Genomic DNA, 15747 nt, shown 5'->3' with positions numbered 1-15747 from the left:
GGGAGGTTGTCATGCAGGCACGAGGCAAGGTGTACGTCGAGGGGTCACGGCCGGATGTGCGGGTGCCGTTCGCCGAGGTGGCGCTGACCGGCGACCATCCGCCGGTGCGGCTCTACGACACGTCCGGCCCGGGATCCGACCCGGCGGTGGGGTTGCCCGCGTTGCGGGGCCCGTGGATCGCCGAGCGGGGTGACGTGGCGCCGGTACGAGGCGCGGGTACGCCGCTCGCCGGTGTGGACGGACGTCGTCCGACGCAGTTCGCGTACGCGCGGGCCGGTGTGGTGACGCCGGAGATGGAGTTCGTGGCGATCCGGGAGAACGTCGACCCGGAACTCGTACGGGCCGAGATCGCCGCCGGCCGGGCGGTGCTGCCGCTCAACGTCAACCACCCGGAGTGCGAGCCGGCGATCATCGGCAAGGCTTTCCTGGTCAAGGTGAACGCCAACATCGGTACGTCGGCGGTCAGCTCGTCGGTGGCCGAGGAGGTGGAGAAGCTGACCTGGGCCACCCGTTGGGGCGCCGACACCGTGATGGACCTGTCCACGGGTAAGCGGATCCACGAGACCCGGGAGGCGATCGTGCGGAACTCGCCGGTGCCGATCGGCACGGTGCCGATCTACCAGGCCCTGGAAAAGGTCGGCGGCGACCCGGTCAAGCTCAGCTGGGAGGTCTTCCGGGAGACCGTGATCGAGCAGGCCGAGCAGGGCGTCGACTACATGACTGTGCACGCCGGGGTGCTGCTGCCGTACGTGCCGCTGGCCGTTGACCGGGTCACCGGGATCGTCTCCCGGGGCGGTTCGATCATGGCGGCGTGGTGCCTGGCGCACCACGAGGAGAACTTCCTCTACACGAACTTCGCGGAGCTGTGCGCGATCCTCGCGCGCTACGACGTGACGTTCTCGCTCGGCGACGGGCTGCGGCCCGGCTCGATCGCGGACGCCAACGACGAGGCGCAGTTCGCCGAGCTGCGCACCCTCGGCGAGCTGACGAAAATCGCCTGGGAGCACGACGTGCAGGTGATGATCGAGGGCCCGGGCCACGTGCCCATGCACAAGATCAAGGAGAACGTGGACCTCCAGCAGGAGTGGTGCCACGAGGCGCCCTTCTACACGCTCGGCCCGCTGACCACCGACATCGCGCCCGCCTACGACCACATCACCTCGGCGATCGGCGCCGCGATGATCGGCATGTTCGGCACCGCCATGCTCTGCTACGTCACCCCGAAGGAGCACCTCGGCCTGCCCGACCGCGACGATGTGAAGGCGGGCGTGATCGCGTACAAGATCGCGGCCCACGCGGCGGACCTGGCCAAGGGGCACCCGGGCGCGCAGGCGTGGGACGACGCGCTGTCCAAGGCGCGGTTCGAGTTCCGCTGGGAGGACCAGTTCAACCTCTCGCTGGACCCGGAGACGGCGCGGTCGTACCACGACGCGACGCTGCCCGCCGAGCCCGCGAAGACGGCGCACTTCTGCTCGATGTGCGGCCCGAAGTTCTGCTCGATGAAGATCACGCAAGAGCTCAAGGAGTACGCGGCCCGCGGCATGAAGGACAAGTCGGCGGAGTTCGTCTCCGGCGGCGGGAAGGTCTATCTGCCGCTCGCCTGACCGGGCCGGCATGATCGACTCGGGTTCACTGACCTCGGGGTGTCCCAGCGCGGTGGACAGCCCGGATTCAGCGAACCCGAGTCGATCATCCTGGGTCGGCGTACCGACCTGACGTCAGGCGGTCAGTCGCGGTGGTGACGGCCGGTGGAGCGCAGCGAACGACGCCCGTTCTCCTGCTCCGGCTCGTTGTCCGCGATCGGCTTGCCGAGCCCGGCGACCCAGTCGACGAACTCCTCGTCCTGCGTGGCCAGCGGCTCCGCCGCATCCGCCGCGGACCGCTTCTCCTCGTCGGCCCGGACCCGGTTGCGGCGGAACAGGCCACCGAGCCGTCCCCGCCGGGAGGGCTGCTCCGCGTCGTCGGTGGAGGTCGACGCGGCCCGCCGGGCGTCGCTGTCCGGCCCGTCACTGCCGGCGGTGCCGGACGTGCCGCCCTGCCCGGGTATGCCCGGGCCGGTCGACGGCGGCGCGACAGATCCCGCCGATGCGGGCGTACCGGTGGCCTCGCCGGCCCGGCCGCGCCTGCCGACGGCCCGGTCTGTCGTGCTGCCGGGCTGGTCTGTCGTGCTGTTGGTCTGGCCCGTGGTGCTGGCGGCGCGGCCTGTCGGTAGGCCCCCGTCGAGCGTGGCGGCGGTCGGGCCGTCCTGGTCCGGGATGCTGGCGGTCGGGCTGCCCTGGCCGGGTGCGCCGGCGCTCTGGTCGGCCGTGCTGGTGGTCCGGTCCGACGCGGCGGTGCGTCGAGTGGTGTTGAAGGCGTCCCAGGTGCTGGCGCGGCTCAGGTCCGGCAGCGGCGCCCGGTGCCGGAAGCGGGGCGTCCAGTCGGTCGACTCCTCCGCCGGGACGGGAGCATCCGAAGCGGACGGTTCGGGGTCGGCCGCCCCCGGTGCGGCGGTCCACGCCGAGGTGACCGGCCAGGCCGGTGCCGTCGGGGTCCACCGGTCGGCCTCCGGGCCGTCGACACTCGCCTCGCCGAACAACGAAGCGCCGCCGTCACCCTGCGCCGCGGACCGTTCGGCGCGACCCGTCGCGGACTCCTCAACGGGTGCGGGATCCCCAACCGGGGCGGTGGTGACCGTCGAATCGGTGCCGGCGGCCCGGTCGCGCCGGCTCTCTCCACCGGTCCCGTCGGTCTGCTCCCGCGAACCCTTGCCGCCGGTCAGACTCGCCTGGGCGGGCTCGATGTCGCCGGGCAGGGGAGCGTCCCGGTCGGGCCGGGGAGCGTCCTGGTCGGGCACGGGAGCAGCGTGGTCGACCGGCCCTGCGGAGTCGGTGCCGCTCACGTCGGTGGCCTTGCCGGACCGGGCCAGCCGCCTGGTACGCCCACCTGTCGACCCAGCGGCTGCCGCCGGGTCCTCGGCGGTCGTGCCCGGAGTGACCTCGGCCGGGGTGGACTTCGGCTTGCGCGTACGACGCGGCTTGGGTGCGGGTGCGTCGGCCGTGCCGTCGCCCGCGCTGCCCGCGCTCGGCGTGGCCGCGTTGCCCGCGCTCGGGGTTCCCGCGCTGCTCGCGCTCGGGGTTCCCGCGCTCGTCGTGGCTGCGTTGCCCGCGACCGTCGTGCCTGCGTCGTCTGCGCTCGGCGTGCCCGCGTTGCCGGCGACCGTCGTGCCTGCGCCGTCCGCGACCGGCGTGGCCGCGTTGCCCGCGCTCGGCGTGCCTGCGCCGTCCGCCCTCGGTGTGACCGCGACCGGCGGGACCGCGACCGGCGGGACCGGGATGGCCGGGTCGCTGGTCGTCGTGTCGTCGCTGCTTCGCTCGTCCCCGGCGGTCGTGGCCGTCGTCGTCTTCCCGGTCGGGTCGTCGGCGTCCGCGCGGGGCGTCGGGCCGGCAGCCCCTGTGTCGCCGACCGCAGCGGTGGACGCCGGGACGGCGGGCAACGGGACGGCGGCGCCGATTGCGTCCCCGTCAGGGCTCGACGAGGTCGTTCGTCGCCCGGCGGTGAACTCGCCGGTCGGGTCGGTCAGCCACGAGGCGGGGGCCGGCGGGTTGGTCGCGCGGTCGTGCTGCCCGCCCGTGGGAGGCGCGTCCTGGTTCGGGGTGCCCGCCGTCGCCGCGTCCGGGGTGGTGTCGGCGTGCTGGCGGCGGCCAACCGGTCGGGGCGCCGGCCCCGGGGGCGTCGCGTCGGCGGGGACGGTGCCGTGCTGGCCGCTCGCCGTGGTCGCCGGCCAGTCCCAGTGGGCGGGGACGGTGCGTACGCCTGCGGTGTCGTCGGCGGCGCGCGGACCCGGACCGGTGGTCGCCAGGTCCCCACCGCTGGGGGTCGCGTCGTCGGCCGGACCCGTCGACCTCGCCGCTTCGGCGCCCGGCAGGGACGGGCCGGCGGGCAGCGGGCGCAGGATGTCGGTCGGCGCGATCGCCTGGGGATCGGCGGTACGCGCGCCGATGGGCCAGCGCAGCAAGGCCGCGGCCGCGGCACCGAGGGCGCCGGCGAGGATCGCGATCAGCGCGCCGTAGTAGGGGGTGGTCTGGTAGCGGTCCACCGCGTCGCCGGGGCCAGCGGTCAGGTACGCGAATGCCACAAGCACCGGACCGGCCACCCCGGTCGCCCCGCTCACCAGCGGAACCTGGCCGCGCCAGCGGGCCAACCCGGCGGTGGCGGCGCCCGCGAGCAGCGCCACCACGGGCAGCAGGAGCAGCGCCAGGCGCTGCGCGGCGGCGTCGTTCAGCCAGCTCGGTTCGAGGACGCCGAGTCGGACCGTGGGCAGCGGGCCAGCCGTGCCGAGCGACGGCAGGACGGAGATCAACGCCAGCAGCCAGACCGCCCCGGCCACGGCCGCCATGTTCCAGCCCAGTTCGGGTCGGAACAGCACGGCGACGGCCGCACCCGCTCCGATGACCGCCCCGAGGATGGCGCAGATGCCGACCGCCCAGACCGGGTCCACCGAGATCAACTCGGCGGCTCGGGCGGGCTGCATGCAGAGCGGGGCCACGGCGGTGGCGCCGAGGGCGGCCGCGCCGCCAATGGCCAGTTGCCGGCCGGTGCTGGCCGCCGGGGTGTCCCGGCGGGCCAGACGACCGGTCAGGACGGCGCCGGCGACAGCGGCGTTCGCGGCGAACCAGCCCACCCAGACGAGCTGGGCGGGCCACTGGTTGACGGTCGTGCCGGTGAAGGCACCGGTGAGTCGGACGATGCCGAAGCCGTACGCGACGCCGAGCTGGCCGGCTCCGGCCAGCACGCTCACCCCGAGCGCCGTGAGCAGTAGTCTGCCCCAGGTCCGAAAGGCCATGTCCGGCACGTTACGCACCTGGTACACCGGATCGCCACCGGCACGCCGCGCGGCGCGGCGAGGCACGCCCGGCGGGTCTACTTGAGTTCGACCAGTCGGGCCAGGTATGTCGTGTCCCCGACATTGGTGAGCATGTGTACCGCACCCGGGTCCCGGTAGACGACCCCGCCGGTGGGCTCGTCGGCGTCGATCCGGGTGCCGTCGATGGTCTGTACGACGTTCTTCGCGCCCTGGATCGCCACCACCAGGTAGGGGTGGTCGTGCCGGTGCAGGGGCTGCCGCTCGCCCGGTTCGAGGCGGATGTGCCAGACCCGGACCCGGTCGTTCTCGTACACGATCTCCTGGCCCACCGGCCCGAGTTCGGTGCCGTCGGTCACGTCCGTCATCGTCCACCGTCCAGTTGGGGGAGCACCTCGGCGGCGATCAGCTCGAGGTGGTCGAGGTCGTCGAGGTCGGTCATGCGCAGGTGCACCCGGGTGGCGCCGATCTCGGCGAACTCGCCGATCCGCTGCACGAGCTGCGCGGGCGAGCCGACCACCGGGTCCTCCGGCGGCAGCGCGCTCTTCTCGTGCAGTGGCGCGGCCCGCCGGGCGGCCTCCGCGTCGGTGCGGCCGATGGCCACCACGATCCCGGCCGAGAGGACCAGCGGGGCCCGGCCGGCCTCGGCCCGACCCACGCGGTCGCACGCCTCCCGAACGCGGTCGTACGCCCCGGCGGTCTCGGCCACGGACTTGAACGGCATGTTGAACTCGTCGGCGTAGCGGGCCGCCAGTTCGGGGGTGCGCTTCGGGCCGCGCCCGCCCACGATGATCGGCGGGCCGGGCACCTGCACCGGTTTGGGCAGCGCGGGCGCGTCCACCAGCCGGTAGTGGTCGCCGGTGAAGCTGTACGTCTCGCCCACCGGGGTGGCCCACAGCCCGGTGATCACCTCAAGCTGCTCGGCGAGTCGGTCGAAGCGCTCGCCGACGGCCGGGAACGGGATGCCGTACGAGATGTGCTCGCGCTCGTACCAGCCGGCGCCGATGCCGAGGTCGACCCGACCGCCACTCATCTGGTCGACCTGGGCGACCAGCACGGCGAGAGGGCCGGGCAGCCGGAAGGTCGCCGACGTGACAAGGGTGCCGAGCCGGATCCGCTGGGTCTCGCGGGCCAGCGCGGCGAGGGTCAGCCAGGCGTCCGTCGGGCCGGGCAGGCCCGGGTCGGCGCCCATCGACTGGTAGTGGTCGGCGCGGAGGAAACCCTCGTAGCCGCCGGCCTCGACCAGCCGGGCGAACCGGAGCTGGGTGTCGTAGTCGGCGCCGCGGTGGGGCTCGGTGAAGACCGACACCCGCATGTTCATCGTCCCTCCACGCCGGCGGCGGCCGGCTGGTCGCGTTCCATCAACAGCTCGTGCAGGTCGGCGCTGACCCGGGCGACGTCGGCGAGATGGGCGTTGCGGCCCAGGGTGCGGGGTCGGGGGATGGCCACCTCGACCACCTTGCGGATCCGGCCGGGACGGGGGCTCAGCACCACCACCCGGTCGGCGAGCAGCACCGCCTCGTCGATCGAGTGGGTGACGAAGACGATGCTCGGCTTGTTCTCCATGTGCACGCGCTGGAGTTCGCCGGAGAGTTCCTCGCGGGTGAGCGCGTCGAGCGCGGAGAACGGCTCGTCCATCAGCATCACCCGGGGTTCGCCGATGAGCGACCGGCACAGCGACACCCGCTGCTGCATGCCACCGGAGAGTTCGTGCGGCAGCCGCTTCTCGAACCCGGAAAGCCCGGCCACGTCGAGCAGTTGCCGGGCCCGTTCGCGGTGCTTGGCGCGGCTCCAGCCGAAGATCTCCACCGGCAGCAGGACGTTGTCCAGCACGCTGCGCCACGGCAGGAGCGCCGGCTTCTGGAAGAGCATGGCGATGTCGCGGCGGGGCCGGGTGATCGGCGTACCGGCCACGGTGATCTCGCCGGAGGTGAGCGGGAGCAGCCCGGCGATCAGCCGCAGCAGGGTGGACTTCCCGCAGCCGGAGCGCCCGAGCACGGCCACGAACTCGCCCTCGGCCACGTCGAGGTCGATGCCGCGAAGGGCTTCGACCCGGCCGGATCGGCCCTCGAAGGTACGCGACACCCCGGACAGTCGGATCATCTGCGGCGTACCTCCGCTGAGTGGACGGTCAGGAATCCGACAAAGGCTAGCTGCCCCGTTGACATCTCGCACCGTCCGGGGTGGTCGTCATGTTGTATCCGTTCCGCAACCCGATACGCCTGGCGTCGCAACTGTGGGTTTCTCGTACGCTGTGCCCGCGAAGAGTCCCCTCACGATGGCGGTGCCCGGCTTCTACCCCTCCCGCCGGTACCGTCGCGACAACCCCCTCCGGTGGCCTGCGGCCCCGGTCGGAAAGGACATGGTGCACTGATGAGAAGGCTGACCCGTACGGTCGCTGCGGCCGCGCTGGCCACCGCCCTTGCCCTTGTTTCCGCCTGCAGCAGCGGGTCGGACTCGTCCGACGACGCCAAGGGCGGCAAGGACGGAGAGCTGACGAAGGTGACGTACCTCACCTCCTTCGGCAACTTCGGCCGTGACTCCTACGCCTGGGTGGCGAAGGACAAGGGCTTCTTCAAGGAGGCCGGCTTCGACGTCGACATCAAGGCCGGTCAGGGCACCGGTGGCGTGATCCAGACCGTCGTCGGTGGCCAGGCGGACTTCGGACCGATCGACCTCACCGGTGGTCTGCTCCAGCTCGGCAACGGACAGGCCAAGGACTTCACGGCGGTGGCCGCGATCCAGCAGCGCACGATGGCCGGCATCGCCACCGTCGAGGGCAAGAACATCAACTCGCCCAAGGACCTGGAGGGCAAGAAGCTCGCCGACACCCCCGGCTCCGTGGTCCGCAACCTGTTCCCGACGTACGCCCGGCTCGCCGGTGTGGACGCCAGCAAGGTGACCTGGGTCAACGGTGAGGCCCAGGCGCTGATCGGCACCCTGGCCAGTGGGTCGGTGGACGGCATCGGCCAGTTCGTCGTCGGCCAGCCGACGATCGAGGCGGTGGCCAAGAAGAAGGCAGTCATGCTGCCGTACAGCAACGTGATGCAGGACCTCTACGGCAACGTGCTGATCACCTCCTCGAAGATCGCCAAGGAGAAGCCGGAGATGGTGAAGAAGTTCACCGCGGCGCTGCTCAAGGGCCTGGAGTACAGCCTGGCGAACTCCAAGGAGGCCGGCGAGATCCTGAAGAAGAACGTCGACGCCGCCAACCCGGCCGCCGCCGCCGCCGAGCTGGACCTGATGGCCGCGTACGTGCGTTCCGGCAACTCCGGCACCGCGATCGGCACGTTGGACAGCGGCCGGGTCGCGAAGAGCATCGCGATCCTGCAGGGCGCGGGCGCGCTCAAGCAGAACATCACCCCCGAGCAGATCATCGACTTCAGCCTCGCGCCGAAGGCCTGATCGTCCGGTCGTCACCAGGGGGTACGTCCCACCGGATCCGGTGGGACGTACCCCCGTCGCTCGTCGGTCCCCGCGGCCGGCGAATTACGAGGAGGACAAGATGACCGACGTCCGCTCAGCCGAGTCGGCGGTGACGGTGCCCCCACCCCCGGGCACCGGACCGGAGGCACGTCGGGCGGGTCGGGGCGCCGGCCTGCGCGCGGGGACCGGGGCGGCGCTGCTGCCCGCGGCCGGTCTCGTGGTCGCCCTGGCCGCCTGGTGGCTGATCGCCCGGCTGGAACTGGTCCACCCGGCCGCCCTGCCGCCGCCGGGGGACGTGCTCAGCGCGTTCGTCGACAAGCCCGCCCAGATGCTGGAGCACACCGGGACCACCCTGCTGGAGATCCTGATCGGCTTCGTCCTGTCAGCCGCTGCGGGTGTCCTGATCGGACTGTCCCTGGCCAGCTCGCACACTGTCGAGCGGATGTTCACCCCGCTGCTGGTCGCGGTGAACGCCGTGCCGAAGATCACCCTCGGGCCACTGCTGGTGGTGGCGCTGGGCTGGGGCCAGAAGCCGATCCTGACCATGGTGTTCCTGCTCTGCTTCTTCCCCATCGTGCTGTCCACCGCGACGGGGTTGACCACCACGCCGGCCGACCTGGCCGAGCTGGTGCGGTCGTGGAACGCCTCCCGCTGGCAGGCGTTCCGCAAGGTGCGGTTCCCGGCGGCGCTGCCACAGATCTTCGTCGGGCTCAAGGTGGCCATGCCGCTGGCGGCCATCGGCGCGGTGATCGGTGAGTTCCAGGCCGGGGAGAGCGGCCTGGGCTACGTGATCACCCAGTACGCGGGCGTCGGCGACACCGCCACCGCCTGGGCGGCGATCATGCTCGTGGCGCTGGTCAGCATCCTGCTCTACTCCGCGCTCGTGCTCATCGAGCGGTTCGCGCTGCCCTGGGTACGGGAAACCACCAGCAGCCGCTGACCCCAAAAGGCAAGACAAGACCAACAAGGAAACACGAAGGGCCGGCCCCGACAAGGAGGCCGGCCCTTTGCAGTAACCGTGACGCGGGAGGGTTGTGGCCTACCGTGCCCGGCGGAGGGATCAAGCCTGACCGCCCGGAGCCGGGGACGGTAGGCCACAACCCCAACGCCGAGCACGATGCACCAGGCACCGGCGGGCCCGAGCGTTACCCCGCCAGACGCCAGCGCCCGTTGCGGGCGACAAGCGTGGTGAGCGCCTGCGGCATGAGGCCGGAGTGGTTGTCGGGCGTCATGCGGATCGGGCCGGAGAGGCCGTCGATCTGGGACGTTTCCAGCACGTCGCGGATGCCGTCCCGGTCGACCTTTCCGGCCGGGCCGCCGGCCCGCAGTTCGGCGTCGGCGATCAGTTGGATCGCGTCGGCGGCGAAGGACGAGGACCCGTTGTAGCCGCCGAAGCGGGCCGTGTAGTCCTGGAACCACTGCCGCCGGGCCGCCTTCGCCGGGGTGGTGGCGATCACGTCGTCGATCACCATGGTCTGGGTGAAGATCAGCGTGGCCCGCTCGGTGGCTCGGGCCGCAGTGCCGAGGAAGAGATCGCCGGCCGCTCCCGCGTCGAAGAACAGCGACCCCCGGAACGCGGCCTGTTGGGCGCTTGTCGCGGCCAGCGCGGCCTGCTCCGGCGGGGTCCAGACGACAAGTGCGTCGGGCTTGAGCTTGGTGAGCTTGGTGACCTGCTGGCCGACCTCGGTGTCGGTGGTCTTCACCGACTCCTCACCGGCGACCTTGATGCTGGCCTTGGTCAGTTCGCGGCGTAGCGCGAGCACGCCCTCCCGGCCGTAGTCGTCGTTGCTGGCGAGCAGGCCCACCTTGCGGACGTTCTTGCGCCGCAGTTCGGTGGTGAGCGCCGCGGCGCTGTCCGCCGCGTTCGGACCGAGTTTGAACACGTAGCGCCGCTCGGCGACCGGGCTGGCGATCGCTCCGGAAGCGGCGAGCGCAATGGTGGGAATCCGCTTGTCGTTGATGACGCCGACCGCGCCGACCGCGCATTCGTTACAGCCGCCCATGACGATGGCGCTGACTTGGGAATCACTGCTGAAGTCGGCGATGTTGCGCAGTGACTCGGCGGCGTCGGAACGGTTGTCCTTGACCTTCAGATCGATCTTCCGGCCGTTGAGTGCTCCGGAGGAGTTCAACTGCTCGACCTTGAGTTTCAGGGCCCGCTGGTATGTCTGACCGATCGGGGCCGCAGCCCCGGAGAGTTCGAGATCGGCAGCGATCACGATCGGACTCGTGTCCTGCTCCGTTCCACCGAACTGGCAGCCGGTGAGCGTGGTGGCCACTACGGCCGATGCGAGCGCCGCGATGGTCGCGGAGCGGATGGGGCTCAACTCAGTCCTCCAGGTGCGGGCGCGGGCGCTGCCCGGTCACCGCCGCTAATCCGTCCTCAGTGGAGGACGGGATCTCCTCTGCCGTACGGTGTGCGCGAAGCCTGCAAAACCTTGCCAATGGCCGGCGCTGTGGTCAAGCGCGGACCCCGGTTGCATTTTCGGGACGGCCATCCCACATGCTGGGGTAACGCAATGTTTGCAAAAGCTCACTTTGCATACACGCGTGACCACTCTGGAGTTACATGCCCTGTTCAGGGGCTTGCGGAAATGAAGGTATCAGTTGACCGGATCACGGGTTCCGCGCCGTCCGACCGTTTCCTGCCTCACTGCGGCTTCCCAAACACGATCTTCTCTGATGAAATCGCGGCCGTGCCGCGCGTGGTCCCCTCCGCCCACGGCACGGTTCGGCGGGCCAGGCGGGGAAGAAACGACGGAGGCGATGTCGTGAGCACCGGACCGACGACCCTGCCCGCGCTCGGCGAGAATGCTCGTCGTACGCGCCGGCGCCTACCGAGGCTGCGGGACGCCCGGATCCGGTCCAAGCTGGCGCTGATTCTGGTCGTTCCGGTGGCCGCCGTCATCGCGCTGGCCACCGTCCGGCTCATCTCGGTGGGCGAGGGCGCCTACGACGCCACCCGAGCCCGGTCCCTCACCGCGCTCTCCATCGACGTCAGCGCGCTCACCCAGGATCTCCAGGCCGAGCGGATGGCCGCCGCGGCCTACCTGGCCGCTCCCCGACAGTCCGCCGACGCGTACAACCTGCGGGTGCGCGAGACGCAGCAGCGCGTGGACCAGTACAACGCCGAGCGGGGCCGCATCGGCGACGTGCCGGCGGCGCTGCGGGACCGGCTGGCGGCTATCGACGACCACCTGTCCACCCTGGACGGCACCCGCCAGGAGGTGCTGGACCGCCGGCAGGATGACGCCATGGCGGTCGCCGAGGCGGTGCTGCGCTACGGCGTCATCCTCACCGACCTGGTCGCCTACGGCGACGGGCTGGCCCAGCTGCCCGGCGAGGAGAGCCTGTCGGACAGCCGCCGTGCGGTCGCCGCGTTCGCCCGCGCCAAGGCGGCCGTCGCCGAGGAGGAGGCGGTCGCCTTCACGGCGCTGACCGCCGGCCAGCTCGACCCGGAGCAGTTCTCCTCCTTCGTGGCCACGCTGACCAGCCAGCAGGAGTCCCTGGTCGCCTTCTCGCTCGCCGCTGATCCGGTGCAGCGGGCCCTCGTCGACAGCACCGTCTCCGGCGACGCCGTCGGCCTCTCCGACCGGGTCGCCACGGACATCACCCGCTCCGTCGGGCAGCGCCCGCTGGTCAGCGCTCAGGACGCCACCGCCGCCATCGGCGCGGTCAACGACCTGATGCGCTGGGCCGAGGTTCAACTGCAGAACCGGCTGCTCGACCAGGCCGACCAGGCGCGTTCGGACGTCATCCGGCAGGCCGTGGTCGAGTCGATCCTGGTGCTGCTCACCCTGATCATCGCGGTGTCGCTGGCCGTGGTGCTGGCCCGGTCGCTGAACCACTCGCTGCGCCGACTGCGCGAGGGCGCGCTCTCGGTGGCCAACCACGACCTGCCGGACGCCGTGCAGCGCCTGCAGAACATGGGCAGCGTGGGCGACGGTGGCGTGGACGAGATCGTCCGTCAGGTCCGCGACCCGATCCAGCTGAACAGCCGGGACGAGGTCGGTCAGGTGGCGTTGGCCTTCAACGTCGTCCACCGGGAAGCGGTGCGGGTCGCCGCCGAGCAGGCAGCACTGCGCACCAGCGTCTCGGCGATGTTCCTCAACCTGGCCCGCCGCAGTCAGACCCTGGTCGACCGGATGATCGGCGAGCTGGACGCGATCGAGCGCGGCGAGGAGGACCCGAAGCGGCTGGCCCAGCTCTTCGAGTTGGACCACCTGGCCACCCGAATGCGCCGCAACGACGAGAACCTGCTGGTCCTCGCCGGCGCCGACTCGGCCGTACCGCGCCGCGACGACGCGCTGGTCGTGGACGTGCTGCGCGCCGCGCAGTCCGAGGTGGAGCTCTACAACCGCATCGAGTTCGGCACCGTCGACACCGACATCTCGGTTGCCGCGCACGCCGTCAACGACGTCGTACGCCTCGTCGCCGAGCTGCTGGACAACGCCACCCGGTTCTCGCCGCCGAACACGACCGTCGTCGCCGACGGTCGCCGCATCCGCGACTACGTCCTGATCCAGATCGAGGACCGCGGGCTCGGCCTCACCGACGAGCAGCTCGACTCGCTCAACCGCCGGCTGGCCGCCCCGCCGAGCGTGGACGTCGCCGCGTTCCGGCTGATGGGTCTGGCAGTGGTGAGCCGGCTCGCCTCCCGCTACGGCATCCGGGTGGAGCTGCGCCGCAACGTGGAGGGCGGCACCGTCGCCCAGGTGACGCTGCCCGCCGCCACCGTGGTCCTGCCGAGCAACCGGGGCCGCGAGCAGGTGCTCACCCGTCCGCGCCAGCCGATGGCTGTCGAGCAGACGCCGCTCACCCCGGTCAACCACGCCGAGTCGTACGCCGGGGCCAGCACCGCGGCGGCGACGCTGCCCGACCAGTGGCGGACCAGCGCCCCGACGCCCGAGCAGTGGCAGTCTCCGGTCGACGCGCGGGACACCGCCCCGGCCGTGCAGGCCGGCGGCTACACCGGGGCCCGCCCAACGGTGCCGCCCGCCACCGCGCCGGCCACCCCGGTCCCGCCCGCCCGGCCGGCGTACAGCAACGGTGGGGGCACCTCGGTGGGCAGCCCGACCGTGGCGTACCCGACCATCGGCGCGCTGCCCCGACGCGGCTCGACGGCCGACACCACTGACGCTCGGAGCGCGCCGGGGCTGCCCGTCGGGCCGGTCGCCGGTCCCGGAGCGGTCGCCCCGCCCGCGACGCCGGCCCCGCCCGTGCAGCCCGCCGCGCCGGCCACGCCGCCGGCGCCCTCCGCACCGGTCAGCACCCGGCCGGAGTTCCCGGCCGAGGCGCCGATCTTCCGGGAGATGGAGGCGGTCTGGTTCCGGTCGCACGGCGACGACGCCACCGCGATCTTCACCCGGCCCCAGTTCGACACCCCGCCCGCGCCCGCCGACGCCGGCCCGCGGGCGGCCAACGGCGGTCAAGCGGCCACCGCGTCGGCGCCGGCGGCCGCGCCGGCCCGACCGCCACTGCCCACCCGCACCCCGGGCAGTTCCGAGGGCACGGGAGCGCAGAGCGTGGGAAGCATGGACGGATTCGGTGGTGCGAGCACCGGTCGTGGCGGTGCGAGCACCGGCGGTCGTGGGGCCTCGACGCCGAAACCGCCGCCGTCGTACACCCCGCCGCCGGCCGCCCGGACGGCGCCGGCAGCGGCCCCGGCCCCCGCTGCCCCGCCGAGCACGCCCCCGCCGGCCACGGACCCGGACGCCTGGCGGACGGCGGCCGACGAGGGCTGGTCGCTGGCCAGCCGGGCCGCCGAGCCGGCCGCCGCCGGCACCACCCGCTCGGGTCTGCCCAAGCGGGTGCCGCAGGCGCAGCTCGTGCCGGGTGGCATCGAACCGAAGGGTGGCCGGGACCGCAGCCGGCGGACCCCCGATGAAGTACGCGGCCTGTTGTCGGCCTACCACCGCGGCGTGCAGCGTGGTCGGACGGCCGGCACGGACCTGAACAGCACCTCGACCAAGGAGAGCCGATGAACAGGCCAGCTGCCATGCAGGACATGGGTTGGCTGCTCACCAACTTCGCCGACAGCGTGGCGGGTATCGCCCACGTGGTGGCGGTGTCCGCCGACGGGCTGCTGCTCGCGTCCTCCCGGGACCTGCCGGGGGACCGGGCGGACCAGCTCGCCGCGATCACCTCCGGCGTGGTGAGCCTGACCGAGGGCGCGGCCCGGATGTTCAGCGCGGGCGGGGTGTTGCAGACAGTCATCGAGATGGACAGCGGATACCTCTTCCTCATGTCGATCAGCGACGGCTCGTCGATGGCCGTGCTGGCCGCGCGGAGCTGCGACGTGGGCCAGGTGGGCTACGAGATGGCACTGCTGGTGGAGCGGGTCGGCGCCGCGCTGGTGCCGCTGCCGAGGGACGCGGTGCGTTCGTAGCGCCGGAAGACCCGGCGCGGACCGCGCGCCGGAACAGGGATGGGAGGCGGTGTGGGCCGGCTCCGCTGGGGACGAGGAGGTGATCGTGGATGGACCAACGGCGCGCTGACCCGCGCGGCGCTCTGGTGCGTCCGTACGCGGTCACCCGTGGTCGTACCGAGCCCCGGCAGGACATCGCCCTGGAGGCGGTCCTCACGGCCTCTCCCACCCAGGTTGCCGAGTCCCGTTTCGCGGGGCACGACAAGCACCGCATCGCCACGGTCTGCGAGGGCCGTGCACAGTCGCTGGCGGAGATCGCCGCGTACACCCGGATGCCGCTGGGCGTCGCCCGGGTGCTGGTCGCCGACATGGTGGCCGAGAGCCTGCTGACGTTACACACTGCTGCTCCCGCCGAGGGGTTCGAGGAGCGGATGGAACTGCTTGGAAGGGTGCTAAGTGGACTTCGCAGGCTATGACCCCGCTGGGGGGCGGCCGAGCCGGGGAATCGTCTCCGCGAAGATCGTCGTCGCGGGCGGCTTCGGCGTCGGTAAGACGACCCTGGTCGGCTCGATCTCCGAGATCACGCCGCTGACGACCGAGGCGGTGATGACCGCCGCGGGTGTCGGTATCGACGATCCGTCCAAGGTGCCGGGCAAGGAGACCACCACGGTCGCCATGGACTTCGGCCGGATCACCATGGCCCAGGACCTGATCCTGTACCTGTTCGGTACACCGGGTCAGACCCGTTTCTGGTTCATGTGGGACGAGATCATCCGAGGTGCGGTGGGTGCCGCCGTCCTGGTGGACACCCGCCGGATCACCGACGCGTTCGCCCCGCTGGACTACTTCGAGAACCGCAACCTGCCGTACGTGGTGGCGCTCAACAACTTCGACGGCGCTCCCCAGTACGAGTTGGAGGAGATCCGCGAGGCGCTGGCCATCTCGCCGCAGGTGCCGCTGGTGATGACCGACGCCCGGCACCGGGATTCGGTCAAGCAGGTGCTGGTGACGGTGGTCGAGCACGCCATGCTCCGGCTCCAGGCCGAGCACGGTAGGGGCTTCCCCACGCCGGTCGGCTGAACCGCCGCGTCGTGGCCGGCACACCAGGGCC

Annotated in this window: 13 protein-coding genes; 8 read left to right on the top strand and 5 right to left on the bottom strand. The window is 72.1% G+C overall.

Features of this window, described 5'->3' with window-relative positions; all coding sequences use genetic code 11:
* The first annotated feature begins 11 nt into the window (after positions 1-11).
* Entirely contained in the window at positions 12-1604 is a 1593-nt protein-coding gene (gene thiC / locus AB0B97_RS16905) for a phosphomethylpyrimidine synthase ThiC (RefSeq protein WP_234583417.1), read from the top strand.
* A gap of 122 nt (positions 1605-1726) precedes the next feature.
* On the opposite strand, the gene AB0B97_RS16900 is transcribed toward thiC, so the two are convergent.
* From AB0B97_RS16900 to AB0B97_RS16885, 4 genes are all read right to left on the bottom strand, one after another.
* Positions 1727-4825: a hypothetical protein gene (locus AB0B97_RS16900; RefSeq protein WP_357494465.1), complete on the bottom strand. Its 3099-nt coding sequence runs from the start codon at positions 4823-4825 to the stop codon at positions 1727-1729.
* 77 nt (positions 4826-4902) lie between these two features.
* The gene (locus tag AB0B97_RS16895; RefSeq protein WP_234583415.1) at positions 4903-5211 is read right to left on the bottom strand and encodes a cupin; all 309 of its coding nucleotides are present in this window, start codon (positions 5209-5211) and stop codon (positions 4903-4905) included.
* Positions 5208-6158, bottom strand: coding sequence for an LLM class F420-dependent oxidoreductase (locus AB0B97_RS16890; RefSeq protein ID WP_234583477.1), 951 nt, complete (start codon positions 6156-6158; stop codon positions 5208-5210). The genes AB0B97_RS16895 and AB0B97_RS16890 overlap by 4 nt, the downstream gene beginning before the upstream one ends.
* A gap of 2 nt (positions 6159-6160) precedes the next feature.
* Positions 6161-6946, bottom strand: a complete 786-nt coding sequence (locus AB0B97_RS16885; RefSeq protein WP_234583414.1) for an ABC transporter ATP-binding protein — start codon at positions 6944-6946, stop codon at positions 6161-6163.
* Between the two features lie 270 nt (positions 6947-7216).
* On the opposite strand from AB0B97_RS16885, the gene AB0B97_RS16880 reads away from it, so the two are divergent.
* Together AB0B97_RS16880 and AB0B97_RS16875 are read left to right on the top strand one after the other, a co-directional pair.
* Positions 7217-8248, top strand: coding sequence for an ABC transporter substrate-binding protein (locus AB0B97_RS16880; RefSeq protein ID WP_234583413.1), 1032 nt, complete (start codon positions 7217-7219; stop codon positions 8246-8248).
* A gap of 100 nt (positions 8249-8348) precedes the next feature.
* A complete protein-coding gene (locus tag AB0B97_RS16875) occupies positions 8349-9209 on the top strand; it encodes an ABC transporter permease (protein ID WP_357494461.1) in 861 nt (286 codons plus the stop codon).
* A 205-nt stretch (positions 9210-9414) separates the two neighbouring features.
* On the opposite strand, the gene AB0B97_RS16870 is transcribed toward AB0B97_RS16875, so the two are convergent.
* On the bottom strand, positions 9415-10548 hold the full coding sequence (locus AB0B97_RS16870; protein ID WP_357494954.1) for an ABC transporter substrate-binding protein: 1134 nt from the start codon (positions 10546-10548) through the stop codon (positions 9415-9417).
* Here AB0B97_RS16870 and AB0B97_RS16865 point away from each other — a divergent pair.
* The 5 genes from AB0B97_RS16865 (at position 10499) to AB0B97_RS16845 (ending at position 15716) form a co-directional block, all read left to right on the top strand.
* On the top strand, positions 10499-10645 hold the full coding sequence (locus AB0B97_RS16865; RefSeq protein ID WP_357494986.1) for a hypothetical protein: 147 nt from the start codon (positions 10499-10501) through the stop codon (positions 10643-10645). The two genes, AB0B97_RS16870 and AB0B97_RS16865, sit on opposite strands and share 50 nt — an antisense overlap.
* A gap of 395 nt (positions 10646-11040) precedes the next feature.
* Positions 11041-14253, top strand: a complete 3213-nt coding sequence (locus tag AB0B97_RS16860) for a nitrate- and nitrite sensing domain-containing protein (protein ID WP_357494459.1) — start codon at positions 11041-11043, stop codon at positions 14251-14253.
* The gene (locus AB0B97_RS16855; protein WP_007465177.1) at positions 14250-14657 is read left to right on the top strand and encodes a roadblock/LC7 domain-containing protein; all 408 of its coding nucleotides are present in this window, start codon (positions 14250-14252) and stop codon (positions 14655-14657) included. Before AB0B97_RS16860 ends, AB0B97_RS16855 begins: the two co-directional genes overlap by 4 nt.
* 89 nt (positions 14658-14746) lie before the next feature.
* Positions 14747-15112, top strand: coding sequence for a DUF742 domain-containing protein (locus tag AB0B97_RS16850; protein ID WP_007465174.1), 366 nt, complete (start codon positions 14747-14749; stop codon positions 15110-15112).
* Complete coding sequence (locus tag AB0B97_RS16845) at positions 15093-15716, top strand: ATP/GTP-binding protein (protein WP_234589279.1); 624 nt, start codon at positions 15093-15095, stop codon at positions 15714-15716. The genes AB0B97_RS16850 and AB0B97_RS16845 overlap by 20 nt, the downstream gene beginning before the upstream one ends.
* Positions 15717-15747: the final 31 nt, after the last annotated feature.

The sequence above is a fragment of the Micromonospora sp. NPDC049004 genome, from assembly GCF_040649315.1.
GTDB lineage: Bacteria > Actinomycetota > Actinomycetes > Mycobacteriales > Micromonosporaceae > Micromonospora.
This window is presented reverse-complemented; position numbering and strand designations above follow the sequence as displayed.

Excerpts from the sequence above, each read along its gene's own strand:
- AB0B97_RS16875 (WP_357494461.1), top strand. The coding sequence starts at position 8,349 with ATGACCGACGTCCGCTCAGCCGAGTCGGCGGTGACGGTGCCCCCACCC.
- thiC (WP_234583417.1), top strand. The coding sequence starts at position 12 with ATGCAGGCACGAGGCAAGGTGTACGTCGAGGGGTCACGGCCGGATGTG.
- AB0B97_RS16890 (WP_234583477.1), bottom strand. The coding sequence starts at position 6,158 with ATGCGGGTGTCGGTCTTCACCGAGCCCCACCGCGGCGCCGACTACGAC.
- AB0B97_RS16885 (WP_234583414.1), bottom strand. The coding sequence starts at position 6,946 with ATGATCCGACTGTCCGGGGTGTCGCGTACCTTCGAGGGCCGATCCGGC.
- AB0B97_RS16880 (WP_234583413.1), top strand. The coding sequence starts at position 7,217 with ATGAGAAGGCTGACCCGTACGGTCGCTGCGGCCGCGCTGGCCACCGCC.
- AB0B97_RS16900 (WP_357494465.1), bottom strand. The coding sequence starts at position 4,825 with ATGGCCTTTCGGACCTGGGGCAGACTACTGCTCACGGCGCTCGGGGTG.
- AB0B97_RS16850 (WP_007465174.1), top strand. The coding sequence starts at position 14,747 with ATGGACCAACGGCGCGCTGACCCGCGCGGCGCTCTGGTGCGTCCGTAC.
- AB0B97_RS16855 (WP_007465177.1), top strand. The coding sequence starts at position 14,250 with ATGAACAGGCCAGCTGCCATGCAGGACATGGGTTGGCTGCTCACCAAC.
- AB0B97_RS16895 (WP_234583415.1), bottom strand. The coding sequence starts at position 5,211 with ATGACGGACGTGACCGACGGCACCGAACTCGGGCCGGTGGGCCAGGAG.